Source organism: Hydrogenophaga sp. (assembly GCF_018780075.1).
GTDB lineage: Bacteria > Pseudomonadota > Gammaproteobacteria > Burkholderiales > Burkholderiaceae_C > Hydrogenophaga.
The window spans coordinates 24825-40123 of sequence record NZ_JADMKB010000055.1; the positions used below are offsets into that span (position 1 = coordinate 24825).

At 66.2% G+C, this 15299-nt stretch carries 14 protein-coding genes; 12 read left to right on the forward strand and 2 right to left on the reverse strand.

Annotation, left to right across the window (positions count from 1 at the left end; genetic code table 11):
- Nucleotides 1–3 precede the first annotated feature (3 nt).
- The 5 genes from guaD (at nucleotide 4) to IV088_RS11785 (ending at nucleotide 5843) form a co-directional block, all read left to right on the forward strand.
- Complete coding sequence (gene guaD, locus IV088_RS11765) at nucleotides 4–1278, forward strand: guanine deaminase (protein ID WP_291102024.1); 1275 nt, start codon at nucleotides 4–6, stop codon at nucleotides 1276–1278.
- Nucleotides 1279–1388: 110 nt separating this feature from the next.
- On the forward strand, nucleotides 1389–1964 hold the full coding sequence (dcd, locus tag IV088_RS11770; protein WP_236961923.1) for a dCTP deaminase: 576 nt from the start codon (nucleotides 1389–1391) through the stop codon (nucleotides 1962–1964).
- Between the two features lie 172 nt (nucleotides 1965–2136).
- Nucleotides 2137–3237, forward strand: a complete 1101-nt coding sequence (locus IV088_RS11775; RefSeq protein ID WP_291102028.1) for a fatty acid desaturase — start codon at nucleotides 2137–2139, stop codon at nucleotides 3235–3237.
- A gap of 113 nt (nucleotides 3238–3350) precedes the next feature.
- Entirely contained in the window at nucleotides 3351–4265 is a 915-nt protein-coding gene (locus tag IV088_RS11780; protein WP_291102030.1) for a neutral zinc metallopeptidase, read from the forward strand.
- 108 nt (nucleotides 4266–4373) lie between these two features.
- A complete protein-coding gene (locus IV088_RS11785; protein ID WP_291102032.1) occupies nucleotides 4374–5843 on the forward strand; it encodes a DEAD/DEAH box helicase in 1470 nt (489 codons plus the stop codon).
- Nucleotides 5844–5849: 6 nt separating this feature from the next.
- On the opposite strand, the gene IV088_RS11790 is transcribed toward IV088_RS11785, so the two are convergent.
- Nucleotides 5850–6686: a symmetrical bis(5'-nucleosyl)-tetraphosphatase gene (locus tag IV088_RS11790; RefSeq protein ID WP_291102085.1), complete on the reverse strand. Its 837-nt coding sequence runs from the start codon at nucleotides 6684–6686 to the stop codon at nucleotides 5850–5852.
- 71 nt (nucleotides 6687–6757) lie between these two features.
- Between IV088_RS11790 and IV088_RS11795 the strand changes: the two genes are divergently transcribed.
- On the forward strand, nucleotides 6758–8050 hold the full coding sequence (locus tag IV088_RS11795) for a hemolysin family protein (RefSeq protein WP_291102034.1): 1293 nt from the start codon (nucleotides 6758–6760) through the stop codon (nucleotides 8048–8050).
- An 11-nt stretch (nucleotides 8051–8061) separates the two neighbouring features.
- Here IV088_RS11795 and IV088_RS11800 read toward each other — a convergent pair whose 3' ends face one another.
- A complete protein-coding gene (locus IV088_RS11800; RefSeq protein ID WP_291102036.1) occupies nucleotides 8062–8976 on the reverse strand; it encodes a LysR family transcriptional regulator in 915 nt (304 codons plus the stop codon).
- 183 nt (nucleotides 8977–9159) lie between these two features.
- On the opposite strand from IV088_RS11800, the gene IV088_RS11805 reads away from it, so the two are divergent.
- From IV088_RS11805 to IV088_RS11830, 6 genes are all read left to right on the forward strand, one after another.
- On the forward strand, nucleotides 9160–10581 hold the full coding sequence (locus IV088_RS11805; RefSeq protein ID WP_291102038.1) for a form I ribulose bisphosphate carboxylase large subunit: 1422 nt from the start codon (nucleotides 9160–9162) through the stop codon (nucleotides 10579–10581).
- Between the two features lie 38 nt (nucleotides 10582–10619).
- Entirely contained in the window at nucleotides 10620–10967 is a 348-nt protein-coding gene (locus IV088_RS11810; protein ID WP_367171583.1) for a ribulose bisphosphate carboxylase small subunit, read from the forward strand.
- A 177-nt stretch (nucleotides 10968–11144) separates the two neighbouring features.
- The gene (locus IV088_RS11815; RefSeq protein WP_291102042.1) at nucleotides 11145–11948 is read left to right on the forward strand and encodes a CbbQ/NirQ/NorQ/GpvN family protein; all 804 of its coding nucleotides are present in this window, start codon (nucleotides 11145–11147) and stop codon (nucleotides 11946–11948) included.
- A gap of 5 nt (nucleotides 11949–11953) precedes the next feature.
- Nucleotides 11954–14311 (forward strand): nitric oxide reductase activation protein NorD, encoded by a 2358-nt coding sequence (locus IV088_RS11820; RefSeq protein WP_291102043.1) that lies wholly within the window; start codon nucleotides 11954–11956, stop codon nucleotides 14309–14311.
- 25 nt (nucleotides 14312–14336) lie between these two features.
- Nucleotides 14337–14654: a hypothetical protein gene (locus IV088_RS11825; protein WP_291102045.1), complete on the forward strand. Its 318-nt coding sequence runs from the start codon at nucleotides 14337–14339 to the stop codon at nucleotides 14652–14654.
- Between the two features lie 94 nt (nucleotides 14655–14748).
- Entirely contained in the window at nucleotides 14749–15285 is a 537-nt protein-coding gene (locus IV088_RS11830) for a pseudouridine synthase (protein ID WP_291102047.1), read from the forward strand.
- Nucleotides 15286–15299 lie beyond the last annotated feature (14 nt).

Sequence of the window (15299 nt, forward strand, 5' to 3'; positions counted from 1 at the left end):
CAGATGAAAGCCTACCGCGCCGCCCTCCTGCGATTCGACGACCAGCACCAGCCCGTGTACGACAGCGACGGGTTGCTGGTGGTCGGGCCCGACGCCACCGGACGCAAGGTGGTGCGTGCCGTCGGCGACCACGCAAGCCTGATCGACCGCTTCCCCGGCGTGGCCGTGGAAGACCTGCGGGGCCGGATCATCGCGCCGGGTTTTGTGGACATGCACATCCACTACCCGCAGACCGACGTCATCGGCGCCCCCGCCGCCGGCCTGTTGCCCTGGCTGGAGCAGTACACCTTTCCCCATGAGTCGCGGTTCAGTGACGAAGGCCATGCACGCGAAGTGGCGGGGTTCTTCTTTGACGAACTGCAGCGCCACGGCGTCACCACGGCGCTGACCTTCGCCACCTCGCACCCGCAGTCGGTGGACGCCGCGTTCAAGGAGGCCCAGGCCCGGGGTCTGCGCTTCATCACCGGCAAGGTGCTGCAGGATCGCCACAGCCCCGACGGCGTGCGCGATGACACCGAGCAGAGCCTGATCGACACCGAGACGCTGATCCAGCGCTGGCACGGCGTGGATCGCCTGGGTTACGCCATCACGCCGCGTTTCGCGCCCACCAGTTCACCCGCCCAGTTGCGCGGCGCGGGCGAGCTGGCCGCGAAGTACCCCGATGTCTGGATCCAGTCGCATGTGGCGGAGAACGTGGACGAGGTGAAGTGGGTGGCCGAGCTGTTTCCGCGATCGCGCAGCTACCTCGGTGTGTACGGTGACTTCGGGTTGCTGCGCGAGCGCGCCATCTACGCCCACTGCATCCACCTCGACGCCGCCGACCGCGCGCTCATGCGCGAGACCGGTGCGGCGGCGGCCATCAGCCCCACCAGCAACCTGTTCCTGGGCAGCGGGTTTTTTGACCACGCCGCCGCCGACGCCACCGGCATGCGCTACGGCCTGGCCAGCGACGTGGGCGGGGGCACCAGCTTCTCGCCCTTTCACACCATGCTCGCGGCCTACTACGTGGGCCGGGAAGGCCAGAGCAAGACCGGCATGAGCCTGACGCCGGGCCAGCTATGGTGGCAGCACACAGCGGGAGCGGCTCAGGCGCTGGGTCTCGGTGGTGTGGTGGGCAACCTGCAGCCCGGTTGTGACGCCGACTTCGTGGTGCTCAACCCCCGGGCCACGCCGCTGCTGGCGCGCAAGACGGCGCAGGCGAGCCGCCTGGACGAGCTGCTGTTTGCGCTGATTGTGCTGGGCGACGACCGCGTGGTGGAGCGCACCGTGACCGCCTGAAGGACGTTCGCCTTCACGCTTTGCCGCTGCGCGGGGCGCTGTGCGGCCCGGCGCCGGATCGCTCGCTGTGCCGACTGCCTACAATCCTCCGCAACTTCGGAGCACACACAATGAGCATCAAGAGCGACAGATGGATCCGCCGCATGTGCGAGCAGCACGGCATGATCGAGCCTTTCGAACCGGGTCAGGTCCGGCAGAACGCTGCGGGCGAGAAGATCGTGAGCTACGGCACCAGCAGCTACGGTTACGACATACGCTGTGCACCCGAATTCAAGGTCTTCACCAACATCCACTCGACCGTGGTGGACCCGAAGAACTTCGACGAGAACAGCTTCGTGGACATCAACAAGGATGTCTGTGTGATCCCGCCCAACAGCTTTGCGCTGGCGCGCACGATGGAGTACTTCCGCATTCCGCGCAACGTGCTCACCATCTGCCTGGGCAAGAGCACCTATGCACGCTGCGGCATCATCGTCAACGTGACGCCTTTCGAACCCGAGTGGGAAGGTTATGTGACGCTGGAGTTCAGCAACACCACGCCGCTGCCGGCCAAGATCTACGCCGGTGAAGGCTGTGCCCAGGTGCTGTTTTTCGAGAGCGACAAGGACGACGTCTGCGAGACCAGCTACAAGGACCGCGGTGGCAAGTACCAGGGGCAGGTCGGCGTCACCCTGCCCAAGACCTGACCTTCGAGTCCTTTGGCCCCGTGTGGTCATTTCCCCTGCGGACAACTGTCATGCGGGAAATGACCTGATTGGGTAAAATCGATCTGACTTTGTCGATCTCGTTCTGCCGAACCGCAGAACGTATCTGGAGCGCCATCCTGCGCTGTATGGATTCTTGATCCTTCCGACCCGCATGTCTCAATCTCCTGCCGCCGTTTCACCCGATCCGATCCCGCTCGGGCAACCCCTGCCCCACCGCAAGGTCATCCGCAGCTGGCTCACGCCGATCGCGGAGCGCCGCACCGCGATCGCCGTGCTGTTGCTGGTGCTGGATCTGGCCGTGTTTTCCGGGCTGATCACGGGCGTGGTGCTGTTCGACGCCTGGTGGGCCAAGCTGTTGTGCGGCCTCGTGGCCGGCTTCGTGATTGGCCGCCTGTTCATCATCGGGCACGACGCCTGCCATCAAAGCTACACCCCGCACCGTGGTCTGAATCGCGTGCTCGGGCGCATCGCCATGATCCCGTCGCTCACGCCCTACAGCCTGTGGGAAGTTGGTCACAACGTGGTGCACCACGGTTACACCAACCTCAAGGGCGTCGATTTCGTCTGGGCACCGCTGACCAAGGAAGAGTTCGAGGCGCTGACGCCCCGTCGTCGCCTGATGGAGCGCATCTACCGCAGTGGCTGGGGTCCTGCGCTGTATTACCTGGTGGAGATGTGGTGGAACCGCATGTATTTCCCCCGCAAGAGCTACATGGGCACACGACGCGCCGAGTTCACCTGGGACGGTGTGTTTGTCACGGCGATGGCCGCCTTGTGGGTGGCCGCCCTGATCGGTGCGGCCTACGCGACCGAGCAGTCTGCCTGGGCGCTCGTGGGTTTTGGTTTTTTCGTGCCGTTCCTGTTCTGGAACGCCATGATCGGCTTCGTGGTCTATGTGCACCACACCCACACCGCGGTGCAGTGGCACGACGACAAGCACGCCTGGGCCAAGGCCGCACCGTTTGTGTCGACGACGGTCCACATGACCTTCCCCATGAAAATGGGCGCGATGATGCACCACATCATGGAACATACGGCACACCATGTGGACATGAGCATCCCGCTGTACAAGCTCAAGAACGCCCAGAAGATTCTGGAAGAGACGCTGCCTGGGCGCATCATCATCCAGCACTTCTCCTGGCGCTGGTACTTTGAAACGGCACGCAAGTGCAAGCTGTACGACTTCACCCGCCGCTGCTGGACCGATTTCCAGGGCCGGCCGACCAGCGAATTCAAGCCCGCGGTGGTCTGAGCCCGCAGTCACATGCCCGTTCACCAGCGCTGCCTCGGCAGCGCTTTTTTCTGCCCGCTTCCTTTGCATAATGGCAGCTTGCCCCTGACCACCACCCTCTGAGGAGACAGACCATGAAATGGGAGAACAACCGCCAGTCCGACAATGTCGAGGACCGGCGCAATGGGGCCGGTGGGCTGGGCGGCATGCTCGGCGGTGGTGGCGGGGGGCAGCGGCGCGTGGGAGGCCGTGGGATCGGTCTCGGGACCATCGTGGTCGCCCTGCTGGCGGGGTGGATTTTTGGCATCAATCCCATGACCATCCTGGGCTTTCTCGGCGGAGGCGGAGGGCTGACACCCGAGGTCACCCAGAGTGCACCGGCGACGGTCGGCACCGGGAAGCCCTCGGACCAGATGGGGCAGTTCGTGTCGTCCGTGCTGGCGGGCACCGAAGACGTCTGGACCGCCGTGTTCCAGCAAAGCGGCGCCCAGTACCAGAAGCCGCGTCTGGTGCTCTTCAGCGGTGCCACGCCCACCGCCTGTGGCACGGGTCAGTCCGCCATGGGGCCGTTCTATTGCCCGGGCGACCAGAAGGTCTACATTGACCTGAGCTTTTACGAGACCATGCGCCGCCAGTTGGGTGCCCCCGGCGACTTCGCGCAGGCCTACGTGGTGGCCCACGAGGTGGGACACCATGTGCAAAACCAGATGGGGTTGACGGACAAAATGGAACAGGCCCGGCAACGGGTGAGCGAGCGCGAATACAACGCGCTGTCGGTCCGGCTGGAGCTTCAGGCCGACTGTTTCGCTGGCATCTGGGCCCACCACAACCACAAGAGCAAGGCCATTCTGGAACCGGGTGATGTCGAGGAAGCACTGAACGCCGCTGCCGCCATCGGCGACGATGCCTTGCAACGCAAGAGCCAGGGGCAGGTCGTGCCCGACAGCTTCACCCACGGCACCAGCGAACAGCGCCAGCGCTGGTTCAACACGGGGCTGGAGTCGGGCAGCGTGAAGGCGTGCGACACCTTCAACGCGCGGGCCATCTGAACGGTGTTTCGCCCTGTGCGGGGCAAATACTGGGTGAAAAACGCCCAAAGTGAGACAATACCGGGTTAACGCGTATCCAGCGGACGGTCTTGTTCCGCGCGCACAGCAATGACCCAATCCTTCTCCCAACTCTCCCTGTCTCCCCTTCTGGAGCGCGCCGTGGCCGAAATGGGCTACGAGAACATGACGCCGATCCAGGCGCAGGCCATCCCCGTGGTGCTGCAGGGGCGTGACGTGATGGGTGCGGCCCAGACCGGCACCGGCAAAACCGCTGCTTTCACCCTGCCGCTGCTGCAGCGCATGATGAAACACGACAACACGTCCACGTCGCCCGCCCGCCATCCGGTGCGCGCGCTGGTCCTGCTGCCCACGCGCGAGCTGGCCGACCAGGTGGCCGAGCAGGTCAAGCTCTACGCCAAATACACCAACCTGCGCAGCACCGTGGTGTTCGGTGGCATGGACATGAAGCCGCAGACCGCCGAGCTGAAGAAGGGCGTCGAGGTGCTGGTCGCCACGCCGGGCCGGTTGCTGGACCACATCGAAGCCAAGAACTGTGTGTTGAACCAGGTCGAGTACGTGGTGCTCGACGAAGCCGACCGCATGCTCGACATCGGGTTCCTGCCCGACCTGCAACGCATCCTGAGCTACCTGCCCAAGCAGCGCACCACGCTGCTGTTCTCGGCCACGTTCTCGCCCGAGATCAAACGCCTGGCCAACAGCTACCTGCAGGATCCGGTGACCATCGAGGTGGCCCGCTCCAACGCCACAGCGTCCACGGTGGAGCAGCATTTCTACCGCATCGATGACGACGACAAGCGCTCCGTGCTCAAGAAGATCCTGCAGGAACGCGGCATCAAGCAGGCGTTTGTGTTCGTCAACAGCAAGCTCGGTTGTGCGCGACTCGCGCGTTCGCTGGAGCGCGAAGGCCTGAACACCACGGCCCTGCACGGTGACAAGAGCCAGGACGAACGCCTGAAGGCGCTGGAAGCCTTCAAGAGCGGTGCCGTCGATCTGCTGGTCTGCACCGACGTGGCCGCGCGCGGCCTCGACATCAAGGACGTGCCGGCGGTGTTCAATTTCGACATCCCGTTCAACGCTGAAGACTATGTGCACCGCATCGGGCGCACCGGCCGCGCCGGCGCTTCCGGTCTGGCGGTGTCGTTCGTCAGCGGGCGCGACGCGCGCCTGATGGGCGACCTGGAGAAGCTGCTGGGCAAAAAGCTGGAGCTGGAAGCTCTGGAACTGGAAGCGGACAAGCGGCCGGCGGGCCACTTCAACGACGGTCAGCGCGCGTGGCAACAGCCCGAAGAAGCCCGCGAGCAGCGTGAGATCCGTGAAAGCCGGGGCAGCCGCCCCGAGCGCGAAGCACGCGCGCCGTCCGGCCGCCCTCCCGTGCGCCCGGTCCGTGCACCCGCCGATCCGCTGTTCGACAAGCCGTATGAGCCGACCTTGAGTGCCGATGCCACGCCGTCGTGGGAAACGGCACAGAAGCCGACCAGCCGCCTGTCGCCCAACATCAAGCCCCGCAAGAAGGTGCCCGCGCTGTTCAAGAGCGCGCCGGTGGCCGAGAGCGGCTGACCCCCGTCAGGGGGTGCCCGGCTTGCGGGCCTGGACGCATTTCACTGAAATGCGCTCCACCTCGGCCGGCGTCCCGCCCAGTCGGGCCGCCGTGAGGCACCCGCCCCACACGCAGCCCGTGTCCAGCGGCAGCAGGTTCGGTCGCTGCACGTTGCCCAGTGTGGACCAGTGACCGAAGGCGATCGGCACGCCGGCCGTGTGCCGTCCTGGCACGTCGAACCAGGGCATGAATCCCTCGGGTGCGGCGTTCGCGTCGTCCTTGGTGTCGAACTCCATGATCCCTTGCGCCGTACAGAAGCGCAGTCGTGTGAAGGTGTTGACGATGACGCGCAGGCGTTCCGCGCCTTGCCAGCTGTCGCTCCAGAAGTCGGGCTGGTTGCCGTACATGTCCCACAGAAAGCGGGCCCAGTCCGGGCTGCGCAGCACCGCTTCCAGCTCCCCGGCGAGGGCCAGCGTCTGCGCCAGGTCCCATTGCGGCAGCACGCCGGCGTGCACCATCAGCCAGCCGTGGGCGTGCAGCGCCATGGGGCGCGTGCGCAGCCAGTCCAGCAGCTGACCGCGGTCGGGGGCATCGAGGATCTCGGCGACGGTGTCGTTGCGGTGGGGTTTGCGCACGCCGTGCGCCGTGGCCAGCAGGTGCAGGTCGTGGTTGCCCAGCAGGCTGTGCGCGGCGCCGTCGAGCGCGATGAGGCGCCGCAGCACGGCCAGCGACGCCGGCCCCCGGTTGACGAGGTCGCCCAGCAGGTACAGCGTGTCGCGACTGGGGGAGAAGTGAATCTTGTCGAGCAGGCGGCCCAGGGCGTCGTCGCAGCCCTGGATGTCGCCGATGAGGTAGTTGGCCATGAGGCGATTGTCCATGGCCTGCGCATCGAGACAGGGGTGGCATTTTTCTGGGAGACAATTCCCCTCAAGCCATGGACACCCTGCTCATCATCTTTCTCACCCTGCTCAACGGCGCCTTCGCCATGTCCGAGATGTCGCTCGCGGCCAGCCGCAAGGCGCGGCTCGCTGCGATGGCCGAATCGGGCGACAAGGGGGCGCAGGCCGCGCTGAAGCTGCTGGAGCACCCCACCCAGTTCCTTTCGTCGGTGCAGGTGGGCATCACCTCCATCGGCATGCTCAACGGCATCGTGGGCGAGGCGGCTTTCAGCGGCGATCTGTCGCTGGCCTTGCAGGGCTGGGGCCTGACGCCCGGTACCGCCGAAGTCAGTGCCACGGCCATCGTGGTGGCGGTCATCACCTTCGTGACCATCGTCTTTGGCGAGCTGGTGCCCAAGCGCATCGGTCAGCTGTACCCGGAGGCCGTGGCGCGCGGCGTGTCGCGCCCGATGACCTTCGTGGCCAAGGCGGCCAAGCCCTTTGTGTGGCTGCTCACGCACACCACGCAGTGGGTGCTCAAGCTGCTGCGCATCAACACCAACGCACAGCAGCATGTGACGGAAGAAGAGATCAACGCCAGCCTGGAGGAGGGCGTGGACGCAGGCATCATCGAAGAGCACGAGCACCAGATGGTGCGCAACGTGTTCCTGCTCGACGACCGGCAGCTCACCTCCATCATGGTGCCGCGCGACGACATCGCCTGGCTGGACGCGGAAGACCCGGTGTCGGCGGCGGTGCAGAAGGCCTGGACCACCGGCCACTCCTGGTACCCGGTCTGCCGGGGCGGGCTGGACGATGTGGTGGGCGTGATCCACCTGCCGCAGATGCTGGCGCTGCAGGCCGAAGGCGTCGCCGACGCGATCATCCGCCACGTGCAGCCGGCGGTGTTCGTGCCCGAAACGCTGAGCGGCATGGAGCTGCTGGAGCAGTTTCGCGAACGCTCCACGCGCATGGTTTTCGTGGTGGACGAATACGGTGTGGTGCAGGGCGTGCTGACGCCGCTGGACATGCTCGAAGCCATCACCGGCGAGCTCTCGCCGCACGAAGACGTGGAGGCCTGGGCCACGCAGCGCGAAGACGGTGCCTGGCTCGTCGACGGGGCGATGCCGGTGGCCGAGTTGAAGTCACGCCTGGACATCGACGAGCTGCCCGACGAAGACAAGGGCCGCTACGCCACGGTGGCCGGCCTGATGCAGACGGTGGCCGGCGAGTTGTTGGAGCAGGGCGCGGCCGTCGAGTGCGCCGGTTGGCGCTTCGAGGTGCTGGTGCTCGACGGGCGCCGCATCGATCAGGTGCTGATCCAGCCCGGCGAGACCGACCCCGACTGATCGCCTGATCGTCAGCGCGCCCGGCCTGGCGTGGGCTGGTGCTCGAACATCCAGTCCTTGAACGCCAGCGCCGCCGCCGAGAGCCGCTTGCCGCGCGGGTACACCACGTGCCAGCGGCGGATCAACGGAAAGCCCACCACATCGAGCTGCACCAGCTCGCCCAGCGCCAGCTCCGCCGTGACCGTGTGGGTGGAGAGAACGGCCAGGCCCAGACCGCCGGCCACGGTCTGTTTGATGGCTTCGTTGCTGCCCACCTCCAGCCGGTTCTTCAGCGTCACGCCCTGACTGGAAAAGAACTTTTCGGAGGTGAGTCGCGTGCCCGAACCGGGCTCCCTCATGATGAACGGCTCGCTCGCCAGGCGCTTCGGCGCGATGCGCTTCTTGCCCACCAGCGGGTGGTCGGGCGGCGCCACCAGCACCAGCGGGTTGTCGGCAAACGGTTCGCTCACCACGTCCAGCTGCTCCGGCGGCTGACCCATGATGCAGAGGTCGTCCTGGTTGTTCGCCAGGCGCTGCAGCAGGTTCTCGCGGTTGCCGACCACCATCGCCACCTCGATGCCCGGGTGCGCCGCACAGAAGCCGCCCAGCAGCTTGGGCACGGTGTATTTCACGGTCGTGAGGATGGCCAGCTTCAGGCTGCCGCGCTCCATGCCCTGCAGCGCTGCCAGCTCCTCGGCCAGGCGCTCCATGCGGCTCTCGATGTCCTCACAGGCCTCGGCCAGCGTCCGGCCGGCGGCGGTGAGGTAGATCTTCTTTCCCAACTGCTCGAACAGCGGCTGGCCCACCGTTTCCGACAGCTGCTTGACCTGCAGCGAGAGCGTGGGCGGTGAGAGGTGCAGCGCCTCGGCGGCGCGGGCAAAGCTGCTGTGGCGCGCGACGGCCAGAAAGATGCGCAGCTGGTGCAGGGTGGCGTGTCTCAGGTTCATCGGGGTTTTTAAAAGATTGACTTTGATAAATCATCATCGTAAAAACATTTTACTTTTATTTATTGTTGTGGCGGCCAACAATTCGCTTCAGTTCAGAGCAGTCGCACCCCGAAAGACAGCACAGCCCGGGCCGCTTTGGGCGACACATCGAGACGTTCGACCACCCGAGAAGGAGCAACACGCATGGCCACCAAAACCTACAACGCCGGTGTCAAGGAATACCGCAGCATGTACTGGGAACCCCACTACACCCCCAAGGACACCGACATCCTCGCCTGTTTCAAGATCACGCCGCAGCCCGGTGTGGACCGCGAGGAAGTGGCCGCCGCCGTGGCCGCCGAGTCGTCCACCGGCACCTGGACCACGGTCTGGACCGACCTGCTGACCGACCTGGACTACTACAAGGGCCGCGCCTACCGCATCGAAGACGTGCCCGGCGACGACACCTGCTTCTACGCCTTCGTGGCCTACCCGATCGACCTGTTCGAAGAAGGCTCGGTCGTCAACGTGCTGACCTCGCTGGTGGGCAACGTGTTCGGCTTCAAGGCCTTGCGCGCCCTGCGCCTGGAGGACATCCGCTTCCCGATCGCGTATGTGAAGACCTGCGGCGGCCCGCCCCACGGCATCCAGGTCGAGCGCGACATCATGAACAAGTACGGCCGCCCGCTGCTGGGCTGCACCATCAAGCCCAAGCTGGGCCTGTCGGGCAAGAACTACGGCCGCGCGGTGTACGAATGCCTGCGCGGGGGCCTGGACTTCACCAAGGACGACGAGAACGTCAATTCGCAGCCCTTCATGCGCTGGCGCCAGCGTTTCGACTTCGTGCAGGAGGCCATCGAGAAGGCCGAGCGCGAGACCGGCGAACGCAAGGGCCACTACCTGAACGTGACCGCGCCCACGCCCGAAGAGATGTACAAGCGCGCCGAGTACGCGAAGGAACTGGGCTCGCCGATCATCATGCACGACTACCTCACGGGTGGCCTGTGCGCCAACACCGGCCTGGCCAACTGGTGCCGCGACAACGGCATGCTGCTGCACATCCACCGCGCCATGCACGCCGTGCTCGACCGCAACCCGCACCACGGCATCCACTTCCGCGTGCTGACCAAGGTGCTGCGCCTGTCCGGTGGTGACCACCTGCACTCCGGCACCGTGGTGGGCAAGCTCGAAGGCGATCGCGCCTCCACCCTGGGCTGGATCGACATCATGCGTGACGAGTTCATCCAGGAAGACCGCAGCCGCGGCATCTTCTTCGACCAGGACTTCGGCTCCATGCCCGGCGTGATGCCGGTGGCCTCCGGTGGCATCCACGTCTGGCACATGCCGGCGCTGGTCAACATCTTCGGCGACGACTCGGTGCTGCAGTTCGGCGGCGGCACGCTGGGCCATCCCTGGGGCAACGCCGCCGGGGCCGCGGCCAACCGCGTGGCGCTGGAAGCCTGCGTCAAGGCGCGCAACGAAGGTGTGGCGGTGGAGAAGGAAGGCAAGGCCGTGCTGAACGAAGCCGCCAAGCATTCGCCCGAACTCAAGATCGCCATGGAAACCTGGAAAGAGATCAAGTTCGAGTTCGACACCGTGGACAAGCTCGACGTGGCCCACAAGTAATCCGAGACCAGCGAATCGAAAGGACATACACCATGAGCATGCAAGACTACAACTCCCGCCTGTCCGACCCGGCCAGCCGCAAGTTCGAGACCTTCTCCTACCTGCCTGCGATGACCCAGGACGAGATCCGCAAGCAGGTCGAGTACCTCGTGAAGAAAGGCCTGAACCCGGCCATCGAGCACACCGAGCCGCAGTACCTGATGGACTCCTACTGGTACATGTGGAAGCTGCCCATGTTCGGCGAGACCGACGTGGACAAGGTGCTGGCCGAGTGCGAGGCCTGCCGCCAGGCCAACCCGGACAACCACGTGCGCCTGATCGGCTACGACAACTTCAAGCAGTCGCAGGGCGCGAGCATGGTGATCTATCGAGGCAAGACGGTCTGACCACGGAAGTTCATCCCGACGAGCGCCATGAAGCGCGAGCCGGGGTGACCGGCGCAGTGAGGTAAAGGAGGAGCCGGCCGCAGGCCGGCGGGGGACACGAACGGAGTCGGCCACGCCGCACCACGCGGTGCAGGCCAACGCAACAAGACAACGAGTGCAAGGTCTGTGGAGACGAACATGAGCGACAACCTCGACGCCTACCGCGTCGCCGCACAACCCTATTACCGCCCGGTGGCCGACGAGGTCGAGCTGTACGAGGCCGCGTACTCGGTGCGCATGCCCATGATGCTCAAGGGTCCGACCGGTTGCGGCAAGACGCGCTTTGTCGAGTACATGGCGTGGAAGCTGAACAAGCCTCTGATCACCGTGGCCTGCAACGAAGACATGACCGCCAGCGACCTGGTCGGCCGCTTCCTGCTGGACGCCAACGGCACCCGCTGGCAGGACGGCCCGCTGGCCCTGGCCGCGCGCCACGGCGCCATCTGCTACCTCGACGAAGTGGTCGAAGCCCGGCAGGACACGACGGTGGTCATCCACCCGCTGACCGACAACCGCCGCGTTCTGCCGCTGGAAAAGAAGGGCGAGCTGGTCAAGGCCCACCCCGACTTCCAGATCGTCATCTCCTACAACCCGGGCTACCAGAGCCTGATGAAGGACCTGAAACAGTCCACCAAGCAGCGCTTCGGCGCGCTGGATTTCAACTACCCCGAACACGCCATCGAAACCGAGATCGTGGCCCACGAGACCGGCGTGAGCGCCGATGTGGCGGGCAAGCTGGTCGGCATTGCCGAGCGTGCGCGCAACCTCAAGGGCCACGGCCTGGACGAAGGCATCTCCACCCGCATGCTGATCTACGCGGGCAGCCTGATCGCCAAAGGGGTGGCCGCGCAGGCCGCCTGCCGCGTGGCCCTGGTGCGTCCGATCACGGACGACCCGGACATGCGCGACGCGCTGGATGCCGCCGTTTCAACGTTCTTCTGACCGCCATGAGCGTTCACCTGCACGACCACGCCGAGTGGACCGACCCGCTGGAACCGGCCTCGCGCGAGCTGCTGGAGCACCGTTGGCCGGACGCCACCAAGGTGTTCTCCGCGCGCGGGCTGGACAACTACGTCAAGGGCGCCGCCGCGCTGCGCGGCCTGGGCCGGGGCCACGAACTGGTCAACGCCTGGATCGACAGCGCGCCGCAGGTGGCCGCCGAGATCGGCGAAGACGTGGTGGGTGACCTGGCCAGCACCGCACTGCTGCTCGCGTCCAAAACCTCGGGCGCGGTGATCGAGCTGGTGCTGGCCACCGCGCCCACCGCCGCGCGCCGCCTGGCCGACGGCGCGCTGTTCATGCAGTACCTGCAGTTCCTCAACACCCTGGTGGCGCAGGCGCCACGCGGCCTGCGGCCCCTGCTGGGCCAGCTCGACGCGTTGTTCGGCCAGCTCACGCTCGGCGGCCTGCGGCGCTGGGCCACCTGGGGCGCGCAGGCCCACCGCACGAACTACGAGGAGCAGATCGCCTACTTCGGCCTGCGGTCCAAAGAGTCGCTGGCCATGCTGCAGCAGGAGCGCAAGGGGACGCTGCTGGTGGACGTGCAGCGGCGCATCAACATGTATTTGCGCGCGCTGTGGGGGCGCGACTTTTTCATGCGCCCCACCGCGGGCGACTACGAGAGCCGCGAAGGCTACCGCCCCTTCATCGAGGACCACTTCATCCACCTGCCCGACGCCTACGATGCGGTCGAAGGCAGCGCCGGCACCGTGGACGCCACCCAGCTGTACCGCGCCGCCGCCGCGCACGCCGCCGCGCACGTGGTGTTCACGCGCCGGCCGATCTCGGCCGAATCGCTCAGCCCCTGGCAGATGGCGCTGATCGGACTGATCGAAGACGCGCGCATCGAGGCGCTGACGCTGGCGCGTTTTCCCGGCCTGCGTCCGCTGTGGGCGCAGCTGCACACCGCGCAGGCTTCACACAACCAGACGGCCGGCGACTGCCTCAATCGCCTCGCGCGCGCGCTGCTCGACCCGGCGTATGAAGACGCCCACCCCTGGATCGCGCAGGGCCGCGCGTTGTTCGCCGAGGCGCTGCCGCGCATGCAGGCCGATCCGCACGACAACACCGTGTCGTGGGCGCTGGGTGTGCAGCTCGCGCACAGCTACCGCGAACTCACGCAAGGGTCGAGCTACCAGCCGCGCACCGACGGGCAGACGGCTGCCTACCGCGACGACAACCGCTACTTCTGGGCTTTTGACGGTTTCGACTTCGAGCGCAGCATCGCCGCCGGCTACGAGCCGCCGCAGCAGCTGCGCAAGCAGGTCAACCTGATGGAGTTCGTCAACGAACTCGAAGTGGAAGGCGCTGGAGACGACGCGCAGGAAATCTGGGTGCTTGGCACCGAGCTGTTTCCCTACGAAGACCTGGGCGTGTCCTTCAATGAAAGTGAAGGCCGCGAGCCGGTGCTGCCGCCGGTGCACTACGGCGAGTGGGACCACATGATCCAGCTCGAACGCCCGGCCTGGGCCACGGTGCAGGAGCGCCGCCCCAAGGCGGGTGATGTGGCGGTGATCGACGGCATCCTGACCGAACACCGGCGCCTGATCGGGCGCATGAAGTACATCCTGGACGCCATGCAGCCGCAGGGCGTGCAGCGCATCCGCAAGCTCGAAGACGGCGACGACATCGACCTGAACGCGGCGCTGGCCTCGGTGATCGAGATGCGCATGGGCCGCCAGCCCGACCCGCGCATCATGATGCGCAGCGTGCGCAAGACTCGCGACATCTCGGTGCTGGTGCTGCTCGATCTGTCCCAATCGACGAACGACAAGGTGGCGGGCCAGGAGCACACGGTGCTCGAACTCACGCGCTCAGCCTGCGCGCTGCTGGCCGATGCGATCCAGAAAGTGGGCGACCCGTTCGCCATCCACGGCTTCTGCTCCGACGGCCGGCACGACGTGAACTACTGGCGCTTCAAGGACTTCGACCAGCCCTACGACGACGTGGCCAAAGCGCGTCTGGCCGGCATGGAGGGGCAACTCTCCACCCGCATGGGCGCCGCGATCCGCCATGCCGCTGCCTCACTGAAAGCGCAGCGCAGCAGCAAGAAGCTGCTGCTGGTCATCACCGACGGCGAGCCGGCCGACGTGGACGTGCGCGACCCGCAGTACCTGCGCCACGACACCAAAAAAGCGGTGGAAGAGGCCGGGCGCAGCGGCGTGATGACCTATTGCATGAGCCTGGACCCGCGCGCCGACCAGTACGTGCGCCGCATCTTCGGCGAGCGCCACTACCTCGTGGTGGACAAGGTGGAAAAGCTGCCCGAGAAACTGCCGGTGCTCTATGCTGGCCTGACCCGTTAAGGCCCGTTTACACCAGGAACACACCATGAGCATGATCCACAGCCGCCAGCAGACCTACGCGGGCATCGACAAAGAGGAGCACCACGGCATGACCATGACCGGGCGCATCATCCGCGACGCCTGGGTGTTTGGCCTGCTGCCCGAGGGCGAGGGCTTTGCGGGCAAGGGCGCGGGCGACTTGCAGAACCTCTTCGAGGCGGTGCACAAGGCCTGGGAGCCATACGGCCAGCTGCCCAGCCGCCTGCCGACCGATCTGGCACAGCGCCATGCGCGCATCCACGCCGAGGCGGTGGCGCGTGCGAAGAGCATGGGCTGGAGCGCCGAGCTCGGCGACGACGACTGAGGCCGTTGTCCGGCGTCAAACGCTTGATGCGGGCCAGCGCAGGCGCTGCCGCTATGCTCGGCAGACCCACCGCCGACCCTGACCCAGCCCTCTCATGACCGCCCGCCTGATCCGCTTCAACAAACCCTACGGCGTGTTGAGCCAGTTCACCGCAGAGGGCAAGTGGCAGGGCCTCAAGGACCACATCGACCTGCCCGGTGTGTACGTGGCCGGGCGGCTGGATGCCGACAGCGAGGGACTGCTGCTGCTCACCGACGATGGCCGGTTGCAGGCCCGCATTGCAGACCCGCGCTTCAAGATGGAGAAAACCTACTGGGTGCAGGTGGAGGGGATTCCGGGTGAAGCCGCGCTGGCGGCGCTGCGCAACGGCGTGGTGCTCAACGACGGCCCCACGCTGCCCGCCAGGGCGCGCCTGCTCGATCCACCACCGGAGGTGTGGGCGCGCAACCCGCCCATCCGCGAGCGCAAGGCCATCCCCACCGCATGGGTCGAACTCATCATCCGCGAGGGCCGCAATCGCCAGGTGCGGCGCATGACCGCCGCCGTGGGCCACCCCACACTGCGGCTCATCCGCGCAGCGATCGGGCCACACACGCTCGACGGGCTGGCGCCCGGCGCCTGGGCGGGCTGAGTCGCCGGTGGGGT